Source organism: Candidatus Bathycorpusculum sp. (genome assembly GCF_009778815.1).
GTDB classification, from domain to species: domain Archaea; phylum Thermoproteota; class Bathyarchaeia; order Bathyarchaeales; family Bathycorpusculaceae; genus Bathycorpusculum; species Bathycorpusculum hydrogenotrophicum.
This window is the reverse complement of the sequence record NZ_WRFL01000011.1, coordinates 26,853-46,245: the sequence shown is the minus strand read 5'-3', so window position 1 is coordinate 46,245 and position 19,393 is coordinate 26,853. Positions and strand designations below refer to the sequence as shown.

Annotated in this window: 16 protein-coding genes; 1 reads left to right on the top strand and 15 read right to left on the bottom strand. The window is 42.2% G+C overall.

Going from position 1 to position 19,393, the window contains the following annotated elements; all coding sequences use genetic code 11:
• Positions 1-132 precede the first annotated feature (132 nt).
• The 4 genes from FWF39_RS03885 to FWF39_RS03870 form a co-directional block, all read right to left on the bottom strand.
• Positions 133-285, bottom strand: coding sequence for a hypothetical protein (locus tag FWF39_RS03885; protein ID WP_343382126.1), 153 nt, complete (start codon positions 283-285; stop codon positions 133-135).
• A gap of 60 nt (positions 286-345) precedes the next feature.
• The gene (locus tag FWF39_RS03880) at positions 346-756 is read right to left on the bottom strand and encodes a hypothetical protein (RefSeq protein WP_343382125.1); all 411 of its coding nucleotides are present in this window, start codon (positions 754-756) and stop codon (positions 346-348) included.
• 15 nt (positions 757-771) lie between these two features.
• Positions 772-2,388: a DUF4157 domain-containing protein gene (locus tag FWF39_RS03875; protein WP_343382124.1), complete on the bottom strand. Its 1,617-nt coding sequence runs from the start codon at positions 2,386-2,388 to the stop codon at positions 772-774.
• 418 nt (positions 2,389-2,806) lie between these two features.
• Positions 2,807-3,538 carry a glycosyltransferase family 2 protein gene (locus FWF39_RS03870; protein WP_343382123.1) on the bottom strand — a complete coding sequence of 244 codons (732 nt, stop codon included), beginning with the start codon at positions 3,536-3,538 and terminating at the stop codon, positions 2,807-2,809.
• Positions 3,539-3,791: 253 nt separating this feature from the next.
• Here FWF39_RS03870 and FWF39_RS03865 point away from each other — a divergent pair, with 253 nt between their 5' ends.
• Complete coding sequence (locus FWF39_RS03865; protein WP_343382122.1) at positions 3,792-4,829, top strand: radical SAM protein; 1,038 nt, start codon at positions 3,792-3,794, stop codon at positions 4,827-4,829.
• A 157-nt stretch (positions 4,830-4,986) separates the two neighbouring features.
• On the opposite strand, the gene cmk is transcribed toward FWF39_RS03865, so the two are convergent.
• The 11 genes from cmk to FWF39_RS03810 all read right to left on the bottom strand — a co-directional run bounded on the left by cmk (position 4,987) and on the right by FWF39_RS03810 (position 19,292).
• Positions 4,987-5,607, bottom strand: a complete 621-nt coding sequence (gene cmk / locus FWF39_RS03860) for a (d)CMP kinase (protein ID WP_343382121.1) — start codon at positions 5,605-5,607, stop codon at positions 4,987-4,989.
• 30 nt (positions 5,608-5,637) lie between these two features.
• The gene (locus FWF39_RS03855) at positions 5,638-6,525 is read right to left on the bottom strand and encodes an EMC3/TMCO1 family protein (protein ID WP_343382120.1); all 888 of its coding nucleotides are present in this window, start codon (positions 6,523-6,525) and stop codon (positions 5,638-5,640) included.
• 272 nt (positions 6,526-6,797) lie between these two features.
• Positions 6,798-8,237: a preprotein translocase subunit SecY gene (gene secY, locus FWF39_RS03850; RefSeq protein WP_343382119.1), complete on the bottom strand. Its 1,440-nt coding sequence runs from the start codon at positions 8,235-8,237 to the stop codon at positions 6,798-6,800.
• Between the two features lie 9 nt (positions 8,238-8,246).
• Positions 8,247-8,657: an uL15 family ribosomal protein gene (locus tag FWF39_RS03845; RefSeq protein ID WP_343382118.1), complete on the bottom strand. Its 411-nt coding sequence runs from the start codon at positions 8,655-8,657 to the stop codon at positions 8,247-8,249.
• Positions 8,647-9,093, bottom strand: coding sequence for an Hsp20/alpha crystallin family protein (locus tag FWF39_RS03840; protein ID WP_343382117.1), 447 nt, complete (start codon positions 9,091-9,093; stop codon positions 8,647-8,649). Before FWF39_RS03840 ends, FWF39_RS03845 begins: the two co-directional genes overlap by 11 nt.
• A gap of 374 nt (positions 9,094-9,467) precedes the next feature.
• The gene (locus FWF39_RS03835; protein WP_343382116.1) at positions 9,468-11,093 is read right to left on the bottom strand and encodes an RICIN domain-containing protein; all 1,626 of its coding nucleotides are present in this window, start codon (positions 11,091-11,093) and stop codon (positions 9,468-9,470) included.
• Positions 11,090-12,949: a hypothetical protein gene (locus tag FWF39_RS03830; RefSeq protein ID WP_343382115.1), complete on the bottom strand. Its 1,860-nt coding sequence runs from the start codon at positions 12,947-12,949 to the stop codon at positions 11,090-11,092. The genes FWF39_RS03835 and FWF39_RS03830 overlap by 4 nt, the downstream gene beginning before the upstream one ends.
• Positions 12,950-13,798: 849 nt before the next feature.
• Positions 13,799-14,641: a DUF4157 domain-containing protein gene (locus tag FWF39_RS03825; RefSeq protein WP_343382114.1), complete on the bottom strand. Its 843-nt coding sequence runs from the start codon at positions 14,639-14,641 to the stop codon at positions 13,799-13,801.
• Positions 14,642-15,092: 451 nt separating this feature from the next.
• Positions 15,093-15,425 carry a hypothetical protein gene (locus FWF39_RS03820; protein ID WP_343382113.1) on the bottom strand — a complete coding sequence of 111 codons (333 nt, stop codon included), beginning with the start codon at positions 15,423-15,425 and terminating at the stop codon, positions 15,093-15,095.
• 241 nt (positions 15,426-15,666) lie between these two features.
• Positions 15,667-18,618: a COR domain-containing protein gene (locus FWF39_RS03815; protein ID WP_343382112.1), complete on the bottom strand. Its 2,952-nt coding sequence runs from the start codon at positions 18,616-18,618 to the stop codon at positions 15,667-15,669.
• 152 nt (positions 18,619-18,770) lie between these two features.
• On the bottom strand, positions 18,771-19,292 hold the full coding sequence (locus tag FWF39_RS03810; RefSeq protein ID WP_343382111.1) for a hypothetical protein: 522 nt from the start codon (positions 19,290-19,292) through the stop codon (positions 18,771-18,773).
• Positions 19,293-19,393: the final 101 nt, after the last annotated feature.

Below are 19,393 nucleotides of genomic sequence, written 5' to 3'. Positions count from 1 at the left end.
TGGCCAATATTGTCTGCGGTATAGTCAATTTTCGCATATCTGGAACCTTAACAGCCTAAAAACGCAAACAAACACACCCAAACCACAGTTAAAAACACCAAAAATAATAAAGACTAAGGTCTAATATTTATTTCACTCAATATCAAAAAACTCTAAGCCCTTCTCTAAAACATCAGGATAACGTTCTTTGAGCCACTCTTTACGGTCTTCCCAATCTTCACCCTGCCCAGTCTTTAATCCTTGCGCAATTTCTTCTAAACCCCAAACTCCACCACAATCGTCCACAATACCAAACCATTTACCCTTAAATTAACAACTTCCTTTCACAACAGCATCGTAGTTATGTTAATCGTGGTCTACTCCCGATTGTTTGCCTGCTACCCCATTCGCTTCACTGACATGACTGATTTTCCAGGAAGTCTTAGATTCGTCAACAAAGCCGCTAATAACTGCAGTACTATATGACTCTCCTTTTTGATAAACTATAAATTCTATCTGAATCTCCTCAGGATGCAGATGTGTCATAATGAAATTCAGACTATCCTTATCGTTTGGTAGAACGATGAGGCATATTCTGTGCGCATTTAAACTACCAACCAAAACTTTTTTTATCTCACAATCGAATACTGTACCAAAGCCAATGTCGCCTTTATAAGAAGCAGTCATGACTAAAACCAGTTCACCAATAGCGGATTTCATATTCTTTATATTCTTACCCCATTCATAAATAACTTCATCTATAAAACCACAGCTCATATTTTGTAAAAACACCTACCAAGCGGGGGCAACAAACTCAACAGTAGGCGTGGATCCAAAATTTGTCTCCCACCATTCGGTCAGCTCCTCAATAGTGAACACCTTTACTCGATCAAGCGTACCGCCGTGGGTGAACGGAGTATCTGGCGGCGGCCAAAATGTAAAGACATCAGAGCCGTTCCCTGTTGCCAGAGCTACATGCGCTAATCCATCAAAGAAAACAAGATCACCCCGTTGTATCGGCAGATTCGGTCCTATGATGTTATATTCACGCCGAACACCACGCGACATGGCGTCAACCCAATCGCCCATTGGTATTGAGACGTAGAGATTATGAATCCAGTCCCAACTGATGGCTCCAGCTCTATATGCTGACAGCAAGACAGCTTCCCAACAATTCATTATGGTTAGCTGAGTTACGGCTGGAAAAGAATCTTTTTTTGGAGCTGAAGCCCATGATTCAAAAGTTGTCCCACTTCCTGGTCCAGACGGCTTCCAAGTCATTGTCTCTGTATCCGCAACACTTTGATCCATTCGCTTAGAGGTCGCATCATCCACAGAGGTATGGTAAATATAGCCTTCCATAGCTGGATTTCTATGGGTCCTGACATACAACCAGTCTCCGGACGCGTGGAGTACTTTTACCTTTTCTCTTTGTGGAAGAGCATCGATGATATTGGATGGATCGCTTAAGTTGGGGGTGCTTCTAATATTGGCACCAATGCTTGGAATAATCACCCCTATCCAGGGATAAGGAGATCTGATCAGCCTCTGCAAATAGTTACTACCCTGTGACTGCTGAACGACGTGAGTCAGTTCATGCGCAAGGATGCGCCGCCCATCCTTCGTACTAGGTGAATATTTGCCACCTGCGAAAACGATGTGTGAACCGGATGTGTACGCATGTGCATTCACGTCGCATGCTGATGCCTGAGCCTGCACATCGTCATGCACGCGTACGTTGGAAAAATCATAACCAAATCGTCGTTCCATGTCATGGCGTACGATGGGCTCAAGCGGTTGTCCACCGCGGACAAGGGTACGTTCTACACTTGGCGGCGCTAACTGCAACGAGCCAGTGTTGTTGCCGCCTGCAAGACACTGTATTTGTACAGGTACACTATTCACAGCGGATGGGAGTGGCGACGATGTCACTTGATGAGCCACACGTTCCGCTTCGTACTCTAACGGGTCATTAACCTCGCCTATTTCAAGGCGCGGCTGAAAGTGTACAGCATCTTTAAAGATACTACCGCCCTGTGCGTGCACATGCTGACCCTCTTCTCGTGTTGAGGTTGTGATGGTATTATTGCTGAGTTTGTTTTGGGTTATTTTTGTTCCTATTTGTTCTTGTTGTTGTATAGGGATTTGTTCATGTTTGAGAAGTTCAAGCCTTTTTGGGTCAAGTGCGTCTCCATGCTCGGGATTGTTTAACTGGTTTATTAGAGGGATATTTTTAGAGGGATCTACGGTGTCAGTTGCCTTTATGTTTGTAAAATTGTAGACAAAATTCCCTATTGGTGCAATAGTTTCCTGTTCGGTGTTAGTTGGTTGGGGTTCAAACATTTTTGAGGTAGACGACCCGTCTTCTGCTTTTTTAGTCGTGCGCTCTGCGTTTACATGAGTACCCATATAATATTTGACCCCTTGATACTCCATAACACTATTGTTGATATGCTCCAGATTTAGGTTTGCTCTCGGAACCTTTTAGAGTTGATACTTCTGATGGCTATTTAAACCTTAACTCTGCAAGTTTTTTGGTAACAGAGAGAAGGAGTATAGAAAAAAGAAAAAGAGGCTATAATTGCGATATCTCCACTGCTTTAAAGTTCAAACCCTGCCCTCGACACCAAGCTATCCTTTTGGCATTATGCGCTAGACAAAAATTTGATTTTTGGATATGCAATAGGCAGCTTATGTTTGCATATCTGGAACAACTTTTGAGAGTTGAGGTAATTTTTTGTTTACCAGTAGAGAGAAAAGCAATTTGTGTGCATTCAATTAAACACAGTAAATTAACCGATTATAAAAGCGACATATATGGTCGTAATTATTTGGAAAGTAATTGATAGATGGAATATAGGGTGTAGAAGCCATAGGCTAAAAACAGTCGGCTGATTAGACGGATGTTACCGAATTCAAATGCTTCAGCAATCAAACCTAAACTGCCTCTCAGAGTCCAAACAGAGGCGGGCCGGTAATGAAGACAAAACGGACTATAGCATGCAATGACACGATAGCCTTTGTTTGTGATCCAGTCTTTTATGTAGGCGTCCTCAAACATATGCAAATTTGGGGGGATTTTGATGTCTTTGACGGTGCTTGTGCGGATTAGGGTGTCATGGGTGCCGCCACGGACTTCAAAGATTTTGCGCGTTATGATTAAGAATAGTTGCAGAACTTTGGGGTTGTTTAGGGTTGACCAAACTTCGGTTCCCCAAATGGCGCCGACGTTGGGTTGGATGAGGTATTTTTGGGCTTTTTTGTACCAGTCGTGGCACAGCACGACATCGCTGTCTACAAACATAAACCACTCTGTGGTTACATGGTTAATGCCTTTTTGGCGGGCAGTGGCGCGGGTGCCATTATCAAAGAGTATGGTCACGTTATGATATTTTTTGTGTAATTTGTTGAGGATGGGAATTGTTTGATCGGTTGAGCCGCCATCGACCACGATGAGCCTAGCAACGGGGATGTTTGCATAGATGGATTCTATGCATTGGGTTAGGATGCGTTGGCTGTTTTTGGTTATCAGCACAACATCTAAAGAGTCAACTACCAAACGCTTCCCCCGGGCTATATAGAGAATTAATTGGTAGATTGTTTTGCATTGTTGTTGCCGCTTGGCGTGAGTGTTATGCTACTCTTGCTTTGATGTTCTAGCCTAAAATAGTTTAGCCCAAAAAAAGTAGTCAAACACCCAAGCGACACGCCAACCCATTTCAGCACTGCAGCAACAAGGGAAGGTTGCTATTGTTTTTATAGTACTGCTTTGAATAAATCTTAGCATAAATAATTAGGTGCTATTGAGGCAAATGACATCCGGTTTGAGAAAAGCATCATCGTTGGCGGGTCGGTATTTATCGTCAGGTAAGCCTCATCATGCACAGTGGTTAGTTACAAGGAAATGCAACTACCGTTGCGTGGGATGCAACGTCTGGAAAGAGCAAGATGACCAGGAGCTCTCAGCCGCAGAAATAAAAAAAGGGCTCGATATTTTAAAAGGTCTGGGGATTGTTGAGCTTACCATCTCAGGCGGCGATCCACTGCTCCGATCAGATATTGCAGAGATTCTAGATTATGCCTCGGAGCGGTTTCTCACAACCGTCTACGATAATGGTAGTATGGCAACAAAAAAAATCGAGGCTCTGCGAAAAGTGGATTTTGTTGCCATATCTATCGATAGCCTAGATGAAGCAAAAAACGATGCCATAAAAGCAGTCCCAGGCGCATGGAAAAACGCAATACACACAGTGGAAGTATTGCAAAAAGAAGGCATCCGAGTGGCAGTCACCCCAACCATTTCACAGAAAAACCTCTACGAAATCATGGATATGACAAACTATTTCATGGAACGCAAAATTCCAATGTGGTTCTGCCTATACTCATATGACACCTCCGTAGATAGCAAACAACTCTTTCGCATCGGCAAAGCAAATGACGAATTCATCATAACAGACAAAGAAGCCATGGTAAACCTCTGCAACCAACTCATCGCATCAATGAAAAAAAACCCAAACATCCTCATGACCAAAAAACTACTCCAAACCTTGCGAAGCCTCTACGAACCAAATGCCGAACGAACCTGGAAATGCCAAGCACTAAACCAATTCCTCGTTGTTGATCACCTAGGCCGCATCTCAGGTTGCCACAACCACAACTTTGCCGGCTCCATCTTTGACCAACCAAAACAATGGAAAAGCAACGAATTCAAAACACTCCGAAAAACATACCAAGACTGCACCCAATGCAACTACCTCTGCTACATCGCATACTCACTCTACGGAGGCCCCAAAAGCATACTCTCCCTAGCAAACGACCAATGGAAAAACATCAAACTACTACTCAAATAAACAACCACCAACAAACAACAAAACACATTCTAACCAAAAAAGAACAAACACATCCCCCCAAAATACTATCACCACTTGGAATAAACAATTCTACGGTCAGAGGTAAACAGCTAAGGAACAGGGACAACATCAACAGTAGTAGTCAAGAGAGATTAGATCAAGAAGTAGATGATGTGGTGGTTGTGAGAACTAGATTGTCAACGACGTGGCATAAAACTTCAAAAACTTGAGCGGCAGTTAAATTATCGGTATCTAAAACAAAGTCAAAGGGTGTTAAGTCTTCACCCAGTGCAAAGCCATAGAGGCTTTGGTAGATTTCTTTGGTGCGTTTTTCTTTCTCTTCTAGCATTTTGCGTGCTTCAAGAAAGGGCATGTTGTCGCGTTCAGCTACGCGGGTTGCGCGTTTTTCAGTTGAGGCTTCCAGCCAGATTTTAAATCCGCCTTTAAGCAACCAAGGCATGGTCCAACTATCTAAGAGGACATTGCCTTGTTTGGCGTATTCTAAGAGTTTTTCATCAACTGCACAGTCGAATTTGGGGTCACTTAGGCGTTCTTTGAGAAAATTTATCCCAGCATCGCTTTCCCACCAGCCCTGAACCGATATGTCATAGCCTTTTTGTTTGGCTAAATCTTTTAGGGCATCCCCGCCGGAGTAGTACTGGAGATTGTATTTTTGGGCAAGTTTTTTGGCTAAGGTGCTTTTGCCTGTGCCCGCTAGGCCAGAAATACAGAGAACCGTTTTGTTTGATTGGGCACAGGTTTTTTGGGGGTCAGCCATTTTGGGTCACCAGTTTTTGGCAGGGTTAGATTAGATGTCTATGGGCATAGTACCAATTATACGTGATAGGGTTATGGAGAGGAACATCGATATTGCGGGGTAGAGCCAAAACACTGGGATAGCGCCAAATCCGGGCAGAAACGCCAAGCTGGTGCCGCCAAATGTTGGGGTTAACACCAAAAACCAAAAACCAAATTGGATAAAGGAAGCGCCGAGTTGAAGTAATTGGGGTTTCATCATTTTTGCTTGCATGCTGTTGATTTGAGTTTGTTTGCGTTTGAGTTTTTCCATTTGTTTTTGATCGTTTGCCCGTGCCGCCGCCATTTGGGCTCTTTGGAATTCGGCAATTTCTCGGCGCATAACATGATGCTGATCCCAACCCACAAAGTAGGTTATTAAAACGCGGTTAAGGACGCTGTACAATAAAGCAAACCCCACAGCTATGCCCAATATTGTAAGGGCAGGCACCATGGTTGTGATACGTATGGGGGAAATAACTTCCACATCAAAAGTGGAGTCATGGGTGCCATCTGTGCCTGTTGCGTTAACAATCCAGGTATAGTCTCTAGCTTCTCGGGGGTTTGTTGCATCAAACTTAACTGTAACTTGTGTGCCAGAGGCTAGGCCTTCAGTGGACTGAAGGTTGAGGTATAGAGTATCATCAATTAGAGTGTCATGTACAGTCCATGACGAGGGAGTTACCACGACGAGATTTTTAATATCTGTAAATCCGCTCGGAACGGTAATGTTTGCAGATAATAAGCGGTCAGTACCGGTATTGGCAAGAGTTAGAGTGTAGGATGCCTCTTCAGTCACCCCTTGATTATCAGTTGATATGGAGCCTTGATAACTCAGGGCGGCACTTGCTGATCCAGCAAAAACACTCAAAGCAAAACCCGCTACGAGCGCTAATAGCATAACAAACATTATCTTTCGGTAAGCTTTCATGACTTTTCACTCAAGTTCCGTCGTTTCAGAGCGTTCCTTGTTTATTTAGACTATGCCTACATGCTTCTTGTTAATAACCGTTTTCACTTCCAACCCAACAATACTACCTAAATTAAACCGCTCCAGTCATGCATACAAGTCAACCTAACGTGCAGAGACTGCTAAACGCTAAAGGATAACTAGCTACAAAAAAAATAATTAAGAAAAGAAAAGAAAGAAGAGGAGGAGAAAGGGGCGGGGGATTATTCGCCTATAATCCGCCTAAACGCTGGGAACATTTCTGCTGCCCGTTCACGCATCAGTAATTCGTAGTACTGATAGATGATGCCTACGGAGAGCAAGATACCAGTTCCGGTACCAAACGCACCAAGGAAATCCGACAACCCAGCCACTAACCCGACGAGTATACCGCCCAAGACAGTGACGATGGGGATGTAGCGTTTGAGGATTTGTTCGATGGGACGTTCGCTGCGTCTGTAGCCTGGGATCTGCATGCCGCTGTCCATGAGTTGCTTGGCAACTTTACTTGGGCCTAAGCCGCCGACTTCAAGCCAAATTAGCGAGAACCCAGCACAGAAAGCTATGAGTATACCCAAGTATGCCAAAGCTTGCAGGGGTGCGCCGATGACTCCCCAGATGTTGTGGGGTGCTGTGACGAGATAGGCTAATCCTCCGACCGGAACGACGCTGCCTGATTCGGTCCGCATGTAGTCACCTACGATTTGGAAGAACAGGTTAGTTCCTGGTGCAGGTTGTCCAAACTGGTTCCAGAGCAACTGTGTGAAGAAGTACACGTTGGCAAACAGTGCAGAGGCGAAGATGACGGGCAGGTTGCTGACATAGAGGAGTTTAATTGGGTATCTGCTGCGGAAGCCTTTGTAGCCTGCGTAACTCATGGGCAATTCGACTCGGACGCCTTGGAGGTAGATGACGATGAGGAACACTGCGATTGTTGCAAAGAAGCCGAGCAGGGTTGGATAGATGCTATTAGCAGAGCCAAAGACATAGGTGAAAGCTGCGTTTGCGCCATTGAACGGATCTGCGCCAGCTAAGAATTGGGAGAGACCGCCGACGAATAGTCCGTTGACTGGTGAGAACATGGACCAGAAGATGGATTGTGCAACACCGGCCATGATGAAGAGACTTATACCGCTGCCAAGACCCCAGCCTTTCTGTACGAGCTCATCCATTAACATGACAATTATGCCTGCGGCTATTAACTGTATTAATATTGCAAGAATTACCGTTATTCCAAGTTCGCCTATGCTACCATACATGCCGCTTAGGATGTAGGCAATAGCTTGGATGCCTGTTAGGGCGATGCTGAAAACTTTGCTTGCTGCTGTAAAGAGTCCTCTGTCTTCAGGATCAGACATATCACATTTGATTATACCAGAACCAACAAGTAACTGCAGAATTAATCCAGCAGTGACGATGGGGCCAATACCTAGCTCCATCAGTGTGCCCCGGTTTGAAGCAAAGATAACTCTTAGCTGACCAAAATTGTCATTGGCAGATGGGGCTACGCCGTAGAGTGGAATTTCGGTCATGACAAGAAAGATTACTAGGACCAAAGCGGTCCAAAAGATTTTTTCGTTAAAACTAACCTTGCGTTCAGGTTTTTTGATTTCCGGCAGGATTCTGCCGATTGGTTTGAAAATACTTAGAAATCTTCCAGCCATCTAACCGTCTTACTCCTCAGTCGCTTCAGCAAGTATGAGTTTGCCGCCAGCTTTTTCAACTTTCTGGACAGCAGATTTTGAGGCAGCTTTGACTTGAACAGTTAAGGCTCTGGTGATCGTGCCTGTGCCGAGGAGTTTGGTGTACCCCATTTCGGTCAGGTTGATTTCAGTGCCTCCTTTGATTTGGTCAAGTTTGTAGAGGTTAATGGTAGACTCAACCCTGTTCTTGCTTTGGGGAGAAGTAAATCCGTGCTTTCCAAAGTAGTCAGGTTCGCTGGTTACGATTTTGCTCCAGAGATGCTTATGGCGTCCGACTTTGCGGTTGCCTTTGCTTCCGCTGTCTCTGTGCTGGCCTATTCTTCCGTATCCTTGTGTTCTTGAGCCTCTAAATTTTCTGATTTTCCTAAGTTTATGGGGCATGTTGGTCCGCTTCTTTTCCAATAGCTGTTGATTCAGCCTTTTTAAGTTTAATCTCTAACACACCATTCTTAAACTTGGTGTGCGTTTCGTCAGGAATCACTACCTTCGGTAAATTTAAACTTTTATAGTAACGGCGCTCTTTTGACTTAGCAGAAAGCGTAATTCTCTGATCCTTAACACTGACCTTTACAGAATCAGTGCTAAAACCCACAATCTCTGCAACAACAGTAATAGTGCTGCTATCTTGGAAGATATCAATAAGCGGCTTAGGCTCCTGACATTTACGCTTAGCATAGCTAACCGACGTACGGAAATTAGGCGGCATAGGCAAAGACTTACACTTGTGAGCCGAACCCTTCAATTTTTTAGGCGCCGCTAACTCATCTATATCAAGCCATTTACGATTCTTATTAGACCTTCTCCATTTTGCACTCATGTTGTGTCCCCCTCCGAATAACTAACGCAACACCCAAAGACATTATAAAACATATCGCACAGAAAAAAATAGAAAACCCCTAAAGAACAACACACACCCAAACAACACAAACACAACACAAACCACCAGGATAACCCGATACAGCCATCAAATAAAGTTACCACAACATTCCAGCCATGGATAACCCGCTTTGCAAAGCATAGACACTTCCAACACACAAGACGAAAAGAAAATCATAACGCAAATAAACACTAAATACAGCGCAACCAAGCAAACAAACCAATTTAACACTGTAATATAGTGAATTTAGTTGTTTGACATTTCTATAAAAAAATAAAGAAGGTATTTGTTTGTGACAGCCATATCTGCTAAGTTTAGGCATTTATTAATTTGAACATCTGTGTTTGGGTTCCATTCTCATCGTTTTGTTGTAATTTTGCATTTTTGGCGAAATTTCCACCTGCAACGTCGATAGGCTTACCTGAATGCACTGGAATTATTTTGACATAGTCGTCTTTGCAAGGCACGATCCAAAATTGCTGATTAGGACCGTTATGAGGAGTGTATTGAATAAGGTCGGCATAGCAGTCTTTACTGCCCCCGCGTATATCAAGTGCTTTTCCGCCACATACCACGGTGATTTTATGGGCTCCGTTTGATAATGGTTCAATGTTAAACTTTTGATTATCGTTCTCGTGAGCCGGATAAAGTTGTAAAATCGCGGCATTAGATATCCTTCCGCCAAACACATCAAAACACATATTGTTTTGTCCCATTATTTTATATGTACCACTGTACTTTGTCAAGGGTATATTGTATGCGCCTGCGTCAATTGTTGCATATGTCCACGTATCTGTTGCCCATAACGGTTGACCAGCCGAATTATATGTAACAAGGTTTCCATCGTCCTGCATTATTAAAATGCTCGCTCCGCCGCGTTTTGTATTCCATGTGTCGAGTTTTACAAGACCGTCTTCTCCAAATACAACCTTATCACCTTTTACCGCAGTATACCAAATTTCTTTTTCACCATTAGCTACAGCGAAAGTTCCATCTCGTTTTAAAACCGCGACAAATCGTTTATTAAGGCTTGCAAGATACTCGCCTTTTTTCAGTACCTGACCCAAATACAGAGCATTTCCACGATATAACATACCGCTAATGATACTCGTTTTACCAACAACGACGGTTTCGTCCGCAACATCAAGTTGTTTGCCAAGCTCAATGACCGCTTCAAAACAATCACGAAGTTTTTCAACAGTAAAAGAGTTCTCAATACTCACAACCGCTATCTCATATAATCTTTGAAGCCGTTCCCAAATTCCTAAAACTGCAGTAGCAACATTTATCTCATTAATAACTTCGCTGATTTGCATCTCTATGAGGTGCATCTGCATTGCCAGTTCACTAGATTGCGCACCAGTTTCTTCACGAGACCTTTTCAATGAGGCTATTTTTTCTATATTGTATCGAATGTTTTCTTCCAATTGTCGAGTCTTATTTAATAAATCTGCCAGTATTTTATCGTATTGTTTTGCTGATATTATTAATTCAGTAGTTTTCCAAATCAAAGTCGGAGGCGTAACCCATGACCACCACATGTCTTTTTTGCGCTTTTCCAAATTTTCTTTAGATTTAAGCCGCTCATTTTGATATTGCATTATTTCAGCATTGCGTTTCCCGATTTCATTACGACAACTGTTGATTTTCGATTCAAGACCTATAATTTGCTCGCTATAAGCATCAAGAGCCTCTTTTTGTTTGTCTGTTTTACCATAAAGAACAGCTTTTTTTTCAACTAAAGTCAGGTAGTTTTTTTCGGCGACGACATTGTTCTCTTTACAGTGTGCAGCATTTTTGCTAGCATCGGCGGCTAAAATATCGAGCTGTGATTTTATCCAAGTATAATTTGTCGCAATAGCCAGGTTTCCAGTTTTCACATCTCCATATAGATCCACCACTTTTGCAATTGACTCATGAATTGTCAAAGTTTCAATCATTCTTTTTCACCCAGCAAAGCTATTTTTTTGTTTGTTACTGCGATTTCTCGACCAAGTTTTTCATTAATTGCCTTAGCAAGTATTTTTGCGGTTTCCCAATGGTCTTCACGACGCTTTTCTGTTTTCTGGAGGGAATTTGTATAAGCCAAATGAGCTTGATCTGCGGCGTCGAGATATTCAGCAAATACACAGTTTAACGCAACCCAATATGCAAGCGACTTGAAATACGGAAACGCAAACACAGACTTCTTGAAAAACGCTGCGTCGCCATCTGTTGCTAATTTGTTTATATCAGCGTTGTTTTTGGCAAGGATGCCGCATGCAACTTCAATTTTGGCCCAAAACAAAGTAATCATTTCAAGAAAAGAAATAACGTTATTCAAAGCCCCAATTGCAAGTATAAGGGAATCAACCGCGACTTCTACATCCTTTTTGCCGTTAAGAGCGTTTGCAAGACGGGCAGTGGTTTCACATACCTTTGCTAAACTGTCAGCATATAAACTGTCAACATTAAATTGTTGTGTACGTAAGTCGCTTAGAGTTGTACGTAAATCACCAGATTTTTGCTCTGATTGCGCGCTTAACTCTTTTAAATCACCTGACACACTATCGAATGCATACCCCAAAACCTGTAAAGACGCACGATAGTTGTCTGTAGTCTCCGTCTGGTGTTCAATCTCGGTTTTTTTCATCTCGATTGCAGATTTTATTTGATCTTTTTCTTGCTGCAGTTGTTCATCGGTCATTTTGCTATAGTCTTTTGTGTCCGTCTTATCAGTTTCCTGAATGGTTGCAGTAAGTTTGTCCTTTTTTGTTTTATTTTTATCATCAAGCACCTCGTCAATAAGGCGCTTTTTCTCATCTAACACATTTTTTTCTGCTGTTAATTGTTTAAGTTTATTTTTGGATTCTGAGTATTGCTTTTTCGTTTCCACATCCTGTGTCGAAATTCCGCTTGAACTGCCGCCTTGATTTTGATTACCCGTGCTCGTCTTGGATCCAGTAGTGTCTGAAGAACCCGAAGTGGGTATTCCGATATGTATACCGGGCCCGGCCATGGCCTTTCCAACACCTTCTGCAATGCCAGATACCGAGCCGCTTATTGCTGAAATGATTGAAAGTGTCAAAGCATTGCTTTCTTGCGTTTTAATATCAGCTTTTGTTTCATTAATTTGTGTCTGTAATCTATCGCTTCGGGTTTTACAAGAATCCGCAATCGAAGAGTATTTTGCTAGAGAAGATTTTAGTTCGGCTTCCTGTTTTTGATATTCCTCAATTTTTTTATAAAACAGTTCATTTTTCTTGGTAACTGCACCCAGTGTAGTGGTCGTATCATCGCGGACTGTTTTAAATAATGTCGCAATTCTTGCGCTTTCTTCTTTCATTTTCGCAGCCGCGTCGGATACAGAAGCCAATATTTTAAGTGCAAGAGTTTTTTCATTTTCAACCAATAGGTTGTATGCCAGCATAAGCGAGTCAACAACGCCGCCCGTGGTTGCCTTGAAATGAGCCGCAGTGATGTCGCTTTCACGTAATGTATTACCGAAACGTAACCGCAATTCAGTAACATCGGCGGCCAAACCATCGATTCCATTGACAGCATTATAGGTAATTTCATACAAATCAACACAAAGCTGTAATTGGAATAATAATTTTTTTAGATCAACAGCGCCCAACGCGTCTTGCTTCTGATAAAAAACAAGTTTGGTTTCTTCGTTTGGAATTTCAGTGAGGACATATCTTTCCTCTTGATTTGTCACATTATTTTTAACAATCAATACACCATCTTCTACTCTGTCATTTGTAAAAGATGTAATTGAAAGCATAGGCTTTGAAGCAACAATCTCAGTGCTCATTTGCTGTTTCCTCCATCAATTTAGGCCAGTTCATTCTTGGTTATCAACTACCATTTGTTTTTTTTCCATTGGTCATCTCTCATTACATTATCCATGTAAGCATCAGCCAGACCACTCCAGTTATACGTTACGAGGTATATCAGAAACCACCTCTCAGTACATTATTTTCAAAAATTTCAACAAGGCATACACATATTTATAACAAAAAATCCACCAAATCATCAAACAAATCAATCATCAAGAAACTTGCGTGACCCACAATTTTTTGCTAAGGTAATTGAGGGAAAATATGATAGTTAGTGTGGTTGAGGGCTGTTTTTTTAGTGTTTTGGTGCACCAAATGTTTGTCCCGAATTATGTCTTAGAAGCGGTTACATGGAGAATGGGAGATACAATAAAACCCTGAGCGACCCCCAATAAGGCATGCTTAGTCCATTATTATCAAATGTTATCTAAGAAAACAGGACGAAAAAAAACTTTCACAGCCTGTTTGGAGAGGGATTGGAAAAAGGTCTGTTGGGTACCTCGCTGATCTCCATGCTGTTTAAGGTTTAATCACCCACCACGATCAATAACAAAGTCGGGAAGTGATTGGACTTCTATGAACTACCTCGCAACAGATATCATCAAAAATTGGTTAACTGTATAATTGTAGGATACTAGAAGTCTTAAAATATATAGGCTGAGGCACCAAATCAAGCTTTGTTCGAAAGATGTTCCCCCAGGTCGGGATGTGAAGAGCAAACAAACAGAGAACACACAGAAACATCCAAAGAAAAAAAGGATATACTTTTGGGAAAAGATAGGCAATCAAGTGCTTATAGTGCCAATAGTCACGGTTGGACCAATTTACCTCCGCCATAGTTGGGCATATCTAGCTGGTTGGACCAATCTACCGCCCCTACGGACATATTCATCTACAACGGCCTTAGTCCATGTTTGACAATTACAGGACCACAAATTATATGTTCCAAAATTCAGCAGACCAACAGCATTAATTGCATCCACTACCAATTGGTCGCTATCCTTATCTGAAATTTGCATTTCATCACTATAACTACCACCAGAGGGATCTTGGAATAAAGCACCTGGGCCAGTAACAGTCCAGCCAGAAGAACTTTGGAACGCATTAACAGAGCGTATTGTATACCCAATATTGTTATTGAGTCCCGTTGGAAGATTTTTATCACCGCTATCAAAAAAGATGTGATAATGACGAGGAATAAAATTGAGACGACGAGCGGCTGCCTCAATAGCATTAGCAACAATGTTTCCCATAGAATCTCTAATTGTGTTAATTACATCCAATGGTTTGCTACGTAAATAGGCGTTACGTTGTATAACACTCGAAGCGGGAACAGTTGAGTTCAACATGTCGGGTTTTTCTGTGTTTTGTGGGCTACTCATGTTTAATATGTTGTCGGCTTCTTGTTCAAGACGTGGATCATCATTTATGTCTACACCGTTTAGTTTGGCAGTTGGTTTTACTATGCCTTTCTTTTGTTGTATTACATGTCCTAATTCGTGTAGTAAATGGTGTTCTTGACCAGGGCCGATATATACTTTGTTTCCTTGTACATAGGCATAGGCTTCTATTTTAGCGGGTTCTGCAGAATTGTAGTATACTTGTACGTCAGCAAATGAAAAACCGGTGAGTTTCTCAAGCTGTCCACGCACCTCAGAGGGTAACATACACCCGTTCCTCGGGGAGGTGTGTGGAATTTTTAGTTGTAAAACATTTTCTTTGTTTATGTTAAAATTTGATTGTTGTTTTTGTTGAGACTCTTTTTTTGCTTCATACGCAAACATTTTTACCACATTTACATCAATAATTCAAATAAATTTAAGTAGTGTGCGGTGTTTATGAAACAACACTTGAGCGCATTCAACTAAAACAGCAGGAAAGTTCAGAACATAATGCATAAAACGCTGAGTCACCCAATCCAACCGTTCCGAAAACCCGCACAGAAAGATGAAAGCAAGAGGCCGCCCCGTCAACATTTGCGCAAATATGCCGTAACAATTATGGTGAGGTGCCACTCAGCTATTTCATCCAGAAAGTTACACAAAAGGTAGCATACTAACAGTTGAAGACATAAAATTCTGACCAAAAAAGATGAGATAGTTTGTCTCAAACTGTAAATTAATGAGGGCTACTACACATCTCAAGGTACATTGACATCGGCTCAAAATTGTCATCTTCTTTGAGGTTTTTTAATGCCACAAGTAATTTTTGAGTTCGGCAGTTGTCTTGTAGTGTTATAATTCGTGTTTTTGGATGTTTAGGCTTTTTGTGGTATTCATTGGTTATAATGCCCTCAGTTTCCAATATTTTGAGATTTCTGTTGACTTCATTATATTTAGCGTCCACTCTGCAGGTCAGCTCCATCATGCGAAGCGTTTTTAGCTTTGTCTTTGATAATTCTATGATAATGCGTTGTCGAATTTTTGATGCACACACTTCATTAAGATTCATTAAATCAATCCCCTCTCTTGTTTAACGATGATTCTGATATGGAAACAAACAAAGCTTATTAAATCAAACCAGCGGTTTCAGAAACACCCCTCAATATCGACTCATATACAAAACTATATGATGAAGCGGTTTTGTAATCTAACATATCTAGCGTATTATCCCATATATCAACAATGTCATTACATATGTCACTAGATGTGTCCAAATAACCAGCCCCATGTTTTTACAAATTTGACGATTTCTATGAGCTACTGTTTCTTTTTCCAAATGTCCCAAGCAATGGACGAGGTATCTGGGGGAGGCACAACCACTGAGCTACATCGTTATAACAGGTTCCAATTTTCTGGAGAGCCTCAACACCTTTACGGATTTTAGCAGCTTTTTTATGCAACTCTGAATTTTCATCATTTAAATCCTCATAAAGACCACCTAAGCGGTCAAGCAACCCATTTTTCCGCAACGACTCCTTAACCTTAACCAACTCAGAAGAACCCAGTTTAGCATCAGCCGGAATCTCTTTCATGGATTCATCCAAATCAGAAGCAACCCCCCGCAACTCATTTGCCAGCTCAACATCATCTGGGCTACCTAATTCACGAAATCGACGAGCAAGAGCATTGAGCTCCCCCTGAAAATTAATCGAACAATCTTGGAAAGATATGTTGATAATTTGAGACATATCAATATGCTTAGAATGATCATCATGAACAGAGTAATCATGAGTAGAATGATCATCGCGGGTAGAATGATCATCATGGATGGTGGTTTGGGATTTGTTGATGTGTTTTGAGTGGTCAGCGTTTTTGTCACGCATTATAACATCACCATTTATTATTGTTAAACCATAACCCCAGATTGTTTCGTTAGGTTCAATTTCTGGGAAGTAGCGGTTACCGGTAAGTAGATTTCGACCTCGTTTAGCATGCTCAATAATTTGTGACTCCGTTTGCATAAATGCAGTAGAGTCATCAACCGATAAGCGTTTATCTTCAGAATCAAACCCCACAGAGGGAAGAAGAACCTCATATTTTAGCTCAGGCCGATTATGTTTATAGTCATCAAAAATGCTGTTTAGGGTATTGCGCAGATGCGCCAGGTACTCTTTTTGTTTAGAACCCCTAACAAGCACAGTTATAGTACGTGCACGATCATTTTCTTCCACAAGCGCAACAGTATCGCCAAAATGAAGCACCGCACCAAACCGCCACGAATTCTGCTCATCTAACTCCTGGGAATGCAAAACAGCTAAACGCGCTACAGTGTAGGGCGGCAGAGCCTGATTTGCACAGTAATCCAACCGTAAACGGTCGCCAAAATTAAACTCAGGAAGCCGGGAATCCTTGGGACGATCTGTGGGAAACAGCAACGGGACAAAAATCGCCTGAGTATTTTTAAAAAATGCCAGCTGATAAGCCTTCATCAAACTAAACAGAAAACCCGCTTTACCCACATATTTGAAGGCATCTTTACCGGTAAACATTTTATGAAAATCTGCAATAGAGAGCACTGTTTTTTTGTTGTTTGAGCCCCAGTTAATTAGCCGATATATGCCATGGCTGATCCAGCTGGGATTTAGCACCAGGGTATCAAAGACACACAGATCAGCATCGTCATAACACAAACAAATGCCCAAATCATGGAGGTCTTTTAGCAACTGTTTTCTATCGGCTTCTGTTTCAATGCCGCTTTCTTTGGCGATTTTATCAAATTCAGCACGATCAAGAAACTCGTTACCTTGTTTAAAGCGCTGCCCAAGGGCCTCTTTGACTTTGTATACGGGAGCGGCTATTTGGGTGTTTTTCCAAAGCGGATTCTCACGCAAAATCGTTATAACCGTTTGACGAAAATCATCCAAGACTTTACCGCCGGCGTTTATATCAACGGGATAAAAACCCACAATTGAGGGAAATTCGCGCCTCAAAGTATTTTCGGGTACGTCTACATGATGTTTATCTCTGACATTAATAAGAACTAGAACCGGGGAATCTCCGCCGTGATTGCGTATTTGCTCCAGCCAGTATTCGGTACGGCTGTTACCCTCGGTGCGTCCATCAATAATCATTATGTACAAACATCGCTCAGACATAAAGAAGCGATGAGCCGCATGTGTTATGACATGGCCAGCAAAATCCCAAATATGAACATTAACTCCGCTCTCAGGCTGGTTGGGTTCAGGGGGTATGGTCCAGTCCAAAACATCCACGCCCTCTGTGCTTTCATCGTTTTTAGGCATGGTGTGAGAAGGGTCTTTTAGGCGTCGGGTAAGAGAGGTTTTGCCTGCCCCTTTATTGCCTAAAATAAGAATTCGAGCCTCGTTTAGCCGTGTGGCACCGTACTCTTTTAATTCTAAAACATAGCGGGCAACATCTGCAGCGCCGCGTTCCATGATCTCGCCGGGTACGTTGAGGCGCATCTCAATTTCTGCCCGGTCCTTGTCATCGAGTATGAAGCCCTTAGCAAATATTTGTGCATACCACTCAGCCCAATATTGACAACCTAAATCGTGTAGAGCTTTTTGGAAATTGCTCCATATTTGTCCATATATGGCGGTGTCATTTTGGAATTTGCTCTTTTTGGTTTTTATTATTTCTAGGTCCTCAAGTAGTATGGGTCGCAGGTCGATTGATTGTTGGGCCGCAGCTCGGGTGGCATCAGCAGCGGTGGCATATGCATTGGCATCGGCAATGGCGCTAGAGGTGTTGGCGGCGCGGGTGGCATCACCGGCAGCGCGGGCAACATAGAAAGCAGAACGTGCGTTGACATCAGTGTTACGAGCAGCATAGGCGTCGTAGGCTGCATCAGCAGCAGCACGAGAAGCATAGAAAGCGGTACGAGCGTTAGCGGTGTTGGAGGAGACATTGAGGGTAGTGGTGGTGCGGGTGGCAAAAAACGCGATATCTATGGCTTTTAATACTGAGAGCAGGTGTCTTTGTCGTTTATTTTCGTCTTGGGTATGTTTCCAGTAATCAAAACTGCCAGCTGCAGTCATAAAGGGCAAAGCGCGCACTGCACACAGCCAAGCAAAATAGCAAATGTCTTCACGTGAAAATCCAGCTAAATTTTTTCGAACTTGGTTTTCATCCATACTAAATTTTTCATCCATTTTGATTTTTTCATCAACCTCAGACATTTTTTGCATATCCGAGTACGTGGATGGTGCACGCCTATAGGCAAGACTAAAATTTTCACCCATATCAAACTCGCCCAATAATCCACACACTGTGAAAAAACATAAGGCAACTATTTGGAACCGCACAACTCCAAATCGTTTGAGCAATATTTTTTCTAACAAAGGTATTGTGCATATTTGCCGCACATACCACATATGCTAATATAATGGCTAAATTACCCACGAACTAATTGACCCGAAACACAAATATTGAAATCACGCGCGGACTCGATTACAACATCTCCTGGGATATTTCGCCAGTGACCGAATGCCTGTTTAGTTGCATCATCATTTCCAAAAACACAGGCATTACGTGACCCATATACACGTCCGTCAACCATAGCCATGACATGTGCGACTAAACCGGGCATGTAATCCCCCGTATTGATAAAAGCAACAAATTGACCTCCAACATGTTGTCTAAACTGTCTAAGGACAACATCAAAAGGGACAGGCGCCCTAATCACCCTCTGAGAAGGATGACGATACACCACAGAATAATTCCCAGCTGTTGTCATAGAAGCTAAATATCCCCAGGAACGCACATCAAACCCCTCATCTCTCAGATATATCCAGGCAGATTCCCAGCAATTACCAACAGAAGATAGTTCATTAGAAGTATACCGACCAACAGTTTTTCGGGGAAACCTTTGTTCATAATATGAGACCGGCACACCTACAGAGTTTGGAACTGCCACATTTATCAACCACATTTTTTAGTTTGTATGTAACGTTTTGTTACAATTAAGTAAATTACGTCAGATAATTTAAGTTAAATGAGTTGTTTACGAAATAACCC

What these genes read in the sequence shown, in the direction of transcription:
- FWF39_RS03880 (WP_343382125.1), bottom strand. Translation starts at nt 756, where the DNA reads ATGAGCTGTGGTTTTATAGATGAAGTTATTTATGAATGGGGTAAGAAT.
- FWF39_RS03875 (WP_343382124.1), bottom strand. Translation starts at nt 2,388, where the DNA reads ATGGGTACTCATGTAAACGCAGAGCGCACGACTAAAAAAGCAGAAGAC.
- FWF39_RS03865 (WP_343382122.1), top strand. Translation starts at nt 3,792, where the DNA reads ATGACATCCGGTTTGAGAAAAGCATCATCGTTGGCGGGTCGGTATTTA.
- cmk (WP_343382121.1), bottom strand. Translation starts at nt 5,607, where the DNA reads ATGGCTGACCCCCAAAAAACCTGTGCCCAATCAAACAAAACGGTTCTC.
- FWF39_RS03855 (WP_343382120.1), bottom strand. Translation starts at nt 6,525, where the DNA reads ATGCTATTAGCGCTCGTAGCGGGTTTTGCTTTGAGTGTTTTTGCTGGA.
- secY (WP_343382119.1), bottom strand. Translation starts at nt 8,237, where the DNA reads ATGGCTGGAAGATTTCTAAGTATTTTCAAACCAATCGGCAGAATCCTG.
- FWF39_RS03845 (WP_343382118.1), bottom strand. Translation starts at nt 8,657, where the DNA reads ATGCCCCATAAACTTAGGAAAATCAGAAAATTTAGAGGCTCAAGAACA.
- FWF39_RS03840 (WP_343382117.1), bottom strand. Translation starts at nt 9,093, where the DNA reads ATGAGTGCAAAATGGAGAAGGTCTAATAAGAATCGTAAATGGCTTGAT.
- FWF39_RS03835 (WP_343382116.1), bottom strand. Translation starts at nt 11,093, where the DNA reads ATGATTGAAACTTTGACAATTCATGAGTCAATTGCAAAAGTGGTGGAT.
- FWF39_RS03830 (WP_343382115.1), bottom strand. Translation starts at nt 12,949, where the DNA reads ATGAGCACTGAGATTGTTGCTTCAAAGCCTATGCTTTCAATTACATCT.
- FWF39_RS03825 (WP_343382114.1), bottom strand. Translation starts at nt 14,641, where the DNA reads ATGTTACCCTCTGAGGTGCGTGGACAGCTTGAGAAACTCACCGGTTTT.
- FWF39_RS03820 (WP_343382113.1), bottom strand. Translation starts at nt 15,425, where the DNA reads ATGAATCTTAATGAAGTGTGTGCATCAAAAATTCGACAACGCATTATC.
- FWF39_RS03815 (WP_343382112.1), bottom strand. Translation starts at nt 18,618, where the DNA reads ATGGGTGAAAATTTTAGTCTTGCCTATAGGCGTGCACCATCCACGTAC.